Raw genomic sequence first — 8,745 nt, forward strand, 5'->3', positions numbered from 1 at the left:
GCCCTTGCCGTCCGGTACCACCTCCGCAAGCCGAAGCTGAACATCGCCTCACTCCCGTCCAAGCGCACCGGCCTCGCCAAAATCCTGTTCGACAAGCCCTGGGGTGCCTTCAGCACCGCCGTCGTCATCGGAATCATCGCCATCCTTGCCTGGCCGCTGAGTTGGGCAACGGGCCGCGAATCCGGACTCGGCATCACCACACCGTCTTCCAACCTCGCCGGGTTCCTCGTGACGGGCGACATGGAGGTTGTGGACTGGGGCGTTCTCCTGGTGCTCGGTCTCCTGGTGGGCTCATTCATCGCAGCGAAGCTCAGCGGCGAGTTCAAGGTCCGGGTGCCGGACTCCATCCAGACCGTCCGCAGCATCGGCGGCGGAGCGCTCATGGGCATCGGCGCAGCCTGGGCCGGCGGCTGCACGATCGGCAACGCGATGGTGGACACCGCGCTCTTCGGCTACCAGGGCTGGGTCTCACTGATCTTCATGATCCTGGGCACCGGCGCGGCCGCGAAGCTGTTCATCGCCCCCCGCAACAAGAAAACCGGAACGACGACGGCGCCCGCCTTCGCCTCCGCCAACTAACCTCCGCAGCACAAAGGATTCTTCACCATGGCACAGCACATTCTCGAAACAGACGGCCAGGTCTGCCCCTTCCCGCTTGTGGAGGCCAAGGCAGCTATCGAAAGCATTCCGGCCGGCGACGAACTCGTTATCAACTTCGACTGCACGCAGGCCACCGACTCCATCCCGCGCTGGGCCGCCGAGAACGGGTACCCCGTCACGCACTTCGACCGCCGCGGGGACGCAGAGTGGACCATTACGGTGCAGAAAGCCTGAAACGGGCTGAGGTTGTCCCTTCAGTGGATGACCGCGGTCCGGGCGGGTGATCCAGGGTCGGGCGCGTGAGCCGTGGCCCGGGCGGGTGATCTGCCTTTCGCATCCGTGATCCACGCGGTTCCGGCGGCCGATATACCGTCCGAAACGGTGCAGGCGCTGCTCTCAATGCATGCAATGAGAGCAGTGCCTGCACTTTCTTAAAGGGACATACCTTCCCGACCCGTCCATCCCGGAATACGGCGACACTGTGCAGAATCACAATTCCCCCGCCCGAACTGGTTGTCCGGCGCCAGTGCTTGCAACGGACTGTCCTGCAACGATTGTGTAAACCAACCGATCAAGCCGCAGAGGACAAGCAACCATGAGCAACGGCGCCGTGCCTGAACCCGATCCCACCAAGTTCACCGGCGCCGACGCCGCGTTCCTTCAGGACTTCGCCACCCTGTGCACCTTCGGCGCCACCCCCGGCGGGGGAGTGGACCGGCAGGCCGGTTCACCGGCAGACGGCGAACAGCGAGCCTGGCTGACTCGGCTCTTGGAAGCCAGGGGGTTCTCCGTGTCCTTCGACCAGGTGGGCAACCAGTTTGGCCTGCTTGAGCTGGAGCCGGGGGCGCCCTACGTGCTGGTCGGCTCCCACCTGGACTCCCAGCCCACCGCCGGACGGTACGACGGCGCATACGGCGTTCTCGCCGCAGCTCACGCAGCATTCCGGCTGGCAGCGGAATGGCAGGCGGACGGCACGGCGCCCTGCTACAACCTCGCGGTGGTGAACTGGTTCAACGAGGAGGGCGCACGCTTCAAGCCCTCCATGATGGGCAGCTCCGTCTACACCGGAAAGATGACCGCGGAAACCGTTCTCGCCACCCAGGACCCTGCGGGCATCACTGTCCGCGACGCGCTGGAAGCCACCGGCGCGCTGGGCGAGGGCGAAGGCCCGCAGGCCGCGTACGCCGCCGAGATCCACATCGAACAGGGCCGCAGCATGGAGCGGAACGGTGTCACCATCGGCGTGGTCGACTCCAACTGGGCGGCCAACAAGTACCAGTTCGAAGTCGACGGCGAACAGGCCCACACCGGATCGACCGTCATCGCCGACCGTCGCGACGCACTCCTCGGCGCTTCCATGCTGGTGGTTGCCGCGCGGGAAATCGCAGACTCCTTCCCTGACGGCGCCGTCCACACCTCCGTAGGTCAGCTGGACGTGTATCCCAACTCGCCCGTCGTCGTACCCTCACTGGTGACGCTGCTCCTGGACCTGCGGTCTCCTGATGAGGAACTCCTCGCCCAGGCCGACCGCATGCTCCACGACCGCATCGATGTGATCGAACGGTCGGCCCGGGTGGGCATCCGCAAGACCGGATCCCACTGCTGGCCGGTCACCCCGTACCAGCCGGAAGGCGTGGCGCTCGCCGAGAAGGTCGCAGCGAACCGCGGACTGACCCACGCACGCGTGAAAACCCTGGCCGGCCACGACTCGACCAACCTCAAGGACATCGTTCCCACGGTGATGCTGTTTGTCCCGTCTGTGGAGGGCATCTCCCACAATGAGCACGAGTACACCACCGACCAGGACATCATCGACGGTCTTCACACGCTCACCGACGTGGTCCGCAGCCTGTGCCTCGGGGAGCTTGACCGGACCTAGGGTTGGCCGGTCGCGGAGTCGGTCGAGGGACCGGTCACGAAATCGGCTGAAGAATCGGTCGAGGTGCCGGCCGAGGAGTCGATCGGGGCGTCGGCTGAAGAGTCGGTCGAGGTGCCGGTCACGGCGCCAGTCGAGGAGTCAATCGAATAGCGGAGCACAACGGTGCCGTTGCCGAACGTCCGGGTGCCTTCAAGCCTGAGGTTCAGCCGGATATAGGGGGACTCAAACAGCGGCCGGCCCTGACCCAGCACCACCGGGTGGACGCAGAGGTGCAATTCGTCGATCAGGCCGAGCCGCAGGAACGTGGCGGCGAGGTGGGCGCCGCTGAGCGCGATGTCGCCGCCGGGCTGCGCCTTCAGTTCCGCAATCTGTTCAGGAACGACGTCGGACAGCACCGTAGTGTTCCAGCGCGGCTCCGCGATGTCCGCCTCCGTGAGCGTCCGGGAGAACACGAATTTCGGCTTCTCCCGCCAGATCTGGGCGAACTCAACGGCCACTGCCGGACTGTCCGGATCCTGGTCCGCTGTAGGCCAGTAGCCTGCCATCAGCTCATGGGTCACGCGCCCGTCCATGAAGGCCCCCATGGCGCGGCATTGGTCGTTGAAGTACTGATGAAGCTCGTCGTCCACCCGGTGCCAGCTGATGTCCCGGTCCAGTCCCTCGAAGAACCCGTCCAGTGACACGGACATCATCAGGATGATCTTGCGCATGCGGGTACCTCCGGAAGCTGCGGAAGGCGGCGCGACCGCCGTCGTACCTCCCAGTGAAGCACTCGGCGTGCCAGGGGAACAGGGTGGGTCGGGGGAATAGGGTCACATCCGGGCCGCCCATGGCGGGAGACGTGGACGCAAAAGAGCCGCGGGCCCCGCGGTAAAAGTGCCGCAGGCCCCGGAGCATCGCGAAAGCACCCGGCGCAAGAGCACCGCGGGAGCGGCTTAACGCACGGGGAGCCCGGCCATAAGGCCAGGCTCCCCGTGCGAAACGGATCCTGCGAAGCGAACGGTTCTTGCGAAGCGAACGGTTCTCGCGAACCAAACGGGTCCTACGCGGCTTCTCCTATGCGATGTCTCTCACGCGCTTTCTGTGACGCCGCACCAGTCGGCGATGAACAGGGCTATCGTCTTGGTCACCTGGCGTACCGATTCGATGTGCACGCGCTCATCGAACCCGTGGATCGCCTCCGACACCGGCCCGTAGACCAGCGCCGGAATCCCCGCGTACAGCGTGAACACGCGACCGTCCAGGTAGCCCGGAGTCGTGAAGCTCTGCAGCTCCGCTCCGAAGACGTCGCGGTGGGCTGAGGCCAGCACCGCCTCGGCGTCGGACCCTTCCTCGAGCACGTAACCCTCGGAGAAGAAGCCCGTCCGCTCGGCCTGCACCGACGCTCCGGCGCCGGTGTTCCGGAGGCACTCCTGGATCTCCTCCCACGCATCGGCGGCGGAAACACCCGGGTACAGGGCAGCACGGACGTCGAACTCGCACCAGGACGGAACGCTGGAGGGCCAGTCGCCGCCGGAGATCATGCCGATGTTGAAGTTGATCGGATGGTCGAGATCCTCGAAGTGCCGGTGGCTGCCCTGATCGGCGTTCCACTTGGCCTCCAGCTCCCGGAGCGCGCCCATGACCGGGTACGCGGCCTCGATGGCGTTGAAACCCGAGGCCATCTCCCGCACATGGGTCGGCTTGCCGGACACGCGCACCCGGAACCAAATCACCCCGACGTTGGCCCGCACCAGCATGTTCTCTTCCGGCTCCGGGATAACGACGGCGTCTGCCGTGTACCCGCGCTGGAGCGCGGCCAGCGAACCGTTGCCCGTGCACTCCTCCTCCACAACCGACTGGAAGTGGATGGTTGACGCCGGCGCAAGACCGGCGGTGCGGAGGGCATCGAAAGCGAAAAGGTTGGCGGCGAGCCCGGCCTTCATGTCACCGGCACCGCGGCCGTACATCCAACCGTCCTTCACCACGGCGTCCCAGGGGCTGCGTTCCCAGGTGTCCTCGGGCCCGGTGGGAACCACGTCGATGTGCCCGTTGAGGATCAGCGACCGGCCCTTCTCCTCCGGAGGAGTGTAGGTGCCCACCACGTTGGTGAGGTCCTCGAAGGCAACGGTGCTGGGACCGTAGCCCACATGCCCGGCGAGGGCTTCGCCGTCGAGCGTCCAGCGGTCCATTGTCAGACCCCGGGACTCGAACTCGGCGTACATGAGGTCCTGCGCGCTGGCCTCGGCGGCCCTCAGCGAGGGATGCCGGACCAGCTCCGCAGTGAACTCAAGCTGACGGTCAAAGGCTGCGTCAACGGCGCCGGTAATCCGGCGCGCGATCTCGGGATTGAGCATGCTACCGGACGATCGCCTTGTCCTTGACGCGGAGGCGCTCGCCGAAGAACCCGCCGGCAGCGGTGATCAGCGACACCACCATGAGCAGCACGGACGCGGTCCAGGATGCTCCACCGGAGACACCGAGCAGGGCGACGGCGATCAGCGGCAGGAAGCCGCTCAGCGCGCCGGCAAGGTTGTAGCCGAGGGCAACGCCGCTGTAGCGCAGCTTCGGCGGGAATAGCTCGGTCAGCAGGGCGCCGGTCACGGAGTAGGCCACGGACAACAGCCCGATGCCGAGGGTGACAGCGAGGATGATGGCCGCGGGGTTGCGGGTGTCGATCAGCCAGAAGAGCGGGAACGCTGCGGCGGCGGTGACCAGGCCTCCGATGAACGTCATCCTGCCCGGACCGATCTTCTCGCTGATGCGGCCGATGACCAGGATGACGCCGATCTGCACGGCGGCAGCAATCAGGGTTGCGTTCACCATGAGCTGGCGGTCCATGCCGAGGGTGGTGGTGCCGTAGCTGATCACGAAGGTGGTCATGACGTAGAACCCGCCGACGCCCAGGAAGGCGGCCATGATGGCAACGATCAGCCGGCCCCAGGCCTGGCGGAAGACATCCACAGCGGGGATCTTGGCGCGTTCCTCGAGCTTGACCAGCTCGTTGAAGATGGGGGATTCCTCAACCTTCAGCCGGATGTACAGGGCGATCAGCAGGAGCGGGAAGGCTGCCAGGAAGGGCAGGCGCCAGCCCCACGAATCGAACACTTCAGCGGGCATGAGGAGTACCAGGGCGAAGGCGCCGGATGACATCAGGGTGCCCACGGGTGAGCCGACCTGCACCAGCGCCGCATATCGGCCGCGCTTCTCGATGGGAGCGTGTTCCACGGCGATGGTCATGGCGCCGCCCCATTCGCCGCCGACGGCGAGGCCCTGCACCAGGCGCAGGATGGCCAGCATGATCGGTGCTGCGAGGCCGATGCTGCCGAAGTCGGGCAGCAGGCCGATGAGGCCGGTGGCCACACCGATCGCGACGATGGTGATCAGCAGCGCCGGCCGGCGTCCCACCCGGTCGCCGATGTAGCCGAAGAGCACGGCGCCCAGTGGACGGGCCGCGAAGCCGACGCCGAAGGTGGCGAATGCGGCCATGGTGGCGGCCGTGGGGTCGAGTTCGGTGAAGAACAGCCGGTTGAATACGATGGCGGCGGCGGTGCCGAAAAGGAAGTAGTCGTACCACTCGAGGGCGGTGCCAACGAACGCCGCACGGGCAATCTTGCCCGCCTCGGCTCCGCTGACAACGGGAACGGTGACGTCCTCGCCCTGGGTTTTCTCAGGTGGTTGCATGATCAGTTGTTCTGCCTCTCAAGGTAGGACGGTGGTTGGACGGTGGAGGTGGTCTGTAGGTCGGTGAGGTAGTCGTGCCCGAAGACGCAGCCGCCCTCGAGCACTGTTGCCAGCACCGAGATCCGGCCGATTTCGTCGACGGGCACCTCGGAGGGGTGGGCCGAGAGGAAGACGAAATCCGCGAGTTTCCCCGGTTCCAGGATTCCGCGCTGGTCTTCCTCGCCGGCGGTCCACGCGGCGTCGACCGTGTAGGCACGCAGGGCCGTTTCGGCGTCGACGCGTTCCTGCGGGCTGATCGTGGCTCCGCCGGACGTGCGGCGGGTGACCATGGACTGCATGCCGAGCAGCGGTGCACCGGACGCCACCGGGCGGTCCGAGCTTCCGGGCACACGGACCCCGGCGTCGAGGAAGGACCGGTGGCGGTAGATCCAGGGTTCCCGCTCGGGCCCGACGGCGGCTGCCATGGTATCGCCCACCTCGTACAGGAAGTGCGGCTGCGGAACCGGCGTGATTCCGAGGTCGGCAAACCGCGGAAGCTGGTCGGGCCGCACCAGGCCGGAGTGCTCGATGCGGTGCCGCGCTTCAGGCCGCGGCAGCTTCTCCTTGGCAGCGGCGAAGGCGTCCAGTGCGACGTCGACGGCGGCATCACCGATGGCGTGCGCTGCGACGTTCCAGCCGGAACAGTGGGCGTCCACGATCCGCTGGGTCAGCTCCTCGAGGGAAAGCTGGAAGCTGCCGGTCCCGTGGTCGTGGTCGCAGAACGGCTCAGTCACGGCGGCGGTCCGGCCGATCAATGAGCCGTCAATGAAGATCTTCATGGCACCGAGCCGGACGTGGCTGTCGCCGAAACCCGAGGCGATGCCGAGGTCCAGGCCGAACGTGATGCCGTCCGCCTCATGGGAGTACAGCGGGTGCAGGGCGTCGCTGACGGCCATCAGCTGGACGCGGGTTTTCAGGAGCCCGCGGCGCCGGGCTTCGGTGTAGGCAGCGAGCTCCACGGGCGTGCGGCCGATCCAGCCGGACCCGATGCCGGCCTCCACCACATGCGTGAGGCCCTCGGAGGCGTAGACCTCGCTGGCCGCGCCGATCGCTTCCGCCAGCTCTGCGACCGGGTAGGGGACCACCAGTGCGGTGACCAGCTTCTGTGCCTGCTCCTCGAGCAGGCCGGTGGGTCCGTCGTCGTCCGTGGCGACCGTGCCGCCTTCCGGGGTGGCTGTGGATCCGTCGAGCACACCCGCGCAGTCCAGCACCGCCGTGTTGACGGTGCACAGGTGCCCGGAGCGGTGCTTGAGCCAGACCGGCCGGCCGGGTGCGGCGTCGTCGAGGCGGCTGCGGTGCGGATGCCCGCCCATCACGGTGTCGTCGTAGCCGGATCCCACTACCCACGCGCCGTCGGGGAGGTCGGCAGCAAACCGGGTAACGGCGTCGTACAGCTCGTCCAGGGTGCGGCAACCGGATAGGTCCAGTTCGGCGAGGGACTGCCCAAACCACGCCATGTGATTGTGTGAATCACCAAACCCCGGAACGACGACGGCGCCCGCACAGTCGAGCGTGCGGCTCGCCGGAAGGGCGAGGACGTCGTCGTCGAACCCCACGATGCGCCCGTGGAGCACGCCCATGGCGTGGGCGGTGGGGGCAGCATCAGCGAGGGTGAAGATGCTGGCGTTGACTAGTTTGAGATCGAGCATGGTGTGCGCTGGTCGTCTTTCGCAGGTGGAGGGCAGCCGTGTGGAAACGGGCTCCTTCAATGGTGGTCTGGATCACCTGGGCAAACAATGGATGAACACAAGGCGCTCCGGTTCTAGAATGGGCATATGCCCAGTGACGCGTCCGCGGATTCCCCTCAGGCGGCCCGCGGGCCGGCGGCCAGGCCGGTGGTCTCCGAGGTGGTGGCCGACTGTCTGGCCGATATCGACCGGATTGCCCACCAGTTCCTGCTGGAAGTGCAGGACATCGAGGGCTACCCGGGATCCTCGGTGGTTGACCGGGATCTGGAGGAGACGGCGGTGGCGTCGCTGGAGCTTTTGCTTCGGCTCATTGGGGAGCTGCCGATCCCCGAGCGGCTTGCAGGGATTTCCGACGCGCTCGGTCACCGCCGCGCCGCGCAGGGCGTTCCCCTGGAATCATTGCTGCGGGCGGTGCGGATGGACTTCCGGATCCTGTGGACCGCGATGCTGGAGAAGGTGCCGCCCGAGTTCCTGCCAGACTTCACCCAGGACGCGGTGCGCGTGTGGGAGGCGGTGGAGTTCCACACCATCCGGGTGCACGCCGGCTACCTCGACGAGCTCGCCTCGATGGCGCAGGAGAAGGAGGCGCAGCGCGCGTTCCTGCTTTCGCGGCTGCTCACCTCCGATGGCAAGGACCCGCAGCTGCTCGGGCAGGCCGCCCGCGCGCTGGGTGTGAATCCGGAGAGCAGCTTCCTCGTAGCGGTGGCGGCCGGGCACGCGCAGAAGTCGTTCCGGACCGGCGTGGTGCGGGCCGGCGTCGAGCAGTTCCTGCACGAGCGCGATGGTGCGCTGATCCTCATTCTCGAGGACGTTCCGGCGCGGGCGGGGAAGAAGCCGGAGGGGACGCGTCCGTGGCTGGCGCCGCTGGACTGTTTT

The 8,745-nt window shown here is 66.9% G+C and carries 8 protein-coding genes; 4 read left to right on the forward strand and 4 right to left on the reverse strand.

The genetic code is table 11. The features are described from left to right. From X803_RS20045 to X803_RS0113460, 3 genes are all read left to right on the forward strand, one after another. On the forward strand, positions 1-579 hold a 579-nt coding region (locus tag X803_RS20045; protein ID WP_035779111.1), incomplete at its 5' end, for a YeeE/YedE family protein. A 27-nt stretch (positions 580-606) separates the two neighbouring features. Beyond that, complete coding sequence (locus tag X803_RS0113455) at positions 607-834, forward strand: sulfurtransferase TusA family protein (protein ID WP_026545531.1); 228 nt, start codon at positions 607-609, stop codon at positions 832-834. Between the two features lie 361 nt (positions 835-1,195). Continuing rightward, a complete protein-coding gene (locus X803_RS0113460) occupies positions 1,196-2,479 on the forward strand; it encodes a M20 family metallo-hydrolase (protein ID WP_035779113.1) in 1,284 nt (427 codons plus the stop codon). Here the strand turns inward: X803_RS0113460 and X803_RS20050 are convergent. The 4 genes from X803_RS20050 to X803_RS0113480 all read right to left on the reverse strand — a co-directional run bounded on the left by X803_RS20050 (position 2,476) and on the right by X803_RS0113480 (position 7,830). Next, the gene (locus X803_RS20050; protein WP_084033765.1) at positions 2,476-3,189 is read right to left on the reverse strand and encodes a dihydrofolate reductase family protein; all 714 of its coding nucleotides are present in this window, start codon (positions 3,187-3,189) and stop codon (positions 2,476-2,478) included. The two genes, X803_RS0113460 and X803_RS20050, sit on opposite strands and share 4 nt — an antisense overlap. 360 nt (positions 3,190-3,549) lie before the next feature. Next, positions 3,550-4,815, reverse strand: a complete 1,266-nt coding sequence (locus X803_RS0113470; protein WP_026545533.1) for an ArgE/DapE family deacylase — start codon at positions 4,813-4,815, stop codon at positions 3,550-3,552. Between the two features lies 1 nt (position 4,816). Beyond that, positions 4,817-6,142 (reverse strand): MFS transporter, encoded by a 1,326-nt coding sequence (locus tag X803_RS0113475; RefSeq protein WP_026545534.1) that lies wholly within the window; start codon positions 6,140-6,142, stop codon positions 4,817-4,819. 2 nt (positions 6,143-6,144) lie between these two features. Further along, positions 6,145-7,830: an amidohydrolase gene (locus tag X803_RS0113480; RefSeq protein ID WP_026545535.1), complete on the reverse strand. Its 1,686-nt coding sequence runs from the start codon at positions 7,828-7,830 to the stop codon at positions 6,145-6,147. Between the two features lie 186 nt (positions 7,831-8,016). On the opposite strand from X803_RS0113480, the gene X803_RS20055 reads away from it, so the two are divergent. Then, positions 8,017-8,745 (forward strand): RsbRD N-terminal domain-containing protein (locus tag X803_RS20055; RefSeq protein ID WP_216699064.1); only part of this gene is annotated, 729 nt, incomplete at its 3' end.

Origin of the sequence: Arthrobacter sp. 35/47 (genome assembly GCF_000520475.1) — a bacterium.
Classification (GTDB): domain Bacteria; phylum Actinomycetota; class Actinomycetes; order Actinomycetales; family Micrococcaceae; genus Arthrobacter_D; species Arthrobacter_D subterraneus.

What these genes read in the sequence shown, in the direction of transcription:
- X803_RS20050 (WP_084033765.1), bottom strand. Translation starts at nt 3,189, where the DNA reads ATGCGCAAGATCATCCTGATGATGTCCGTGTCACTGGACGGGTTCTTC.
- X803_RS0113480 (WP_026545535.1), bottom strand. Translation starts at nt 7,830, where the DNA reads ATGCTCGATCTCAAACTAGTCAACGCCAGCATCTTCACCCTCGCTGAT.
- X803_RS0113460 (WP_035779113.1), top strand. Translation starts at nt 1,196, where the DNA reads ATGAGCAACGGCGCCGTGCCTGAACCCGATCCCACCAAGTTCACCGGC.
- X803_RS0113470 (WP_026545533.1), bottom strand. Translation starts at nt 4,815, where the DNA reads ATGCTCAATCCCGAGATCGCGCGCCGGATTACCGGCGCCGTTGACGCA.
- X803_RS0113455 (WP_026545531.1), top strand. Translation starts at nt 607, where the DNA reads ATGGCACAGCACATTCTCGAAACAGACGGCCAGGTCTGCCCCTTCCCG.
- X803_RS0113475 (WP_026545534.1), bottom strand. Translation starts at nt 6,142, where the DNA reads ATGCAACCACCTGAGAAAACCCAGGGCGAGGACGTCACCGTTCCCGTT.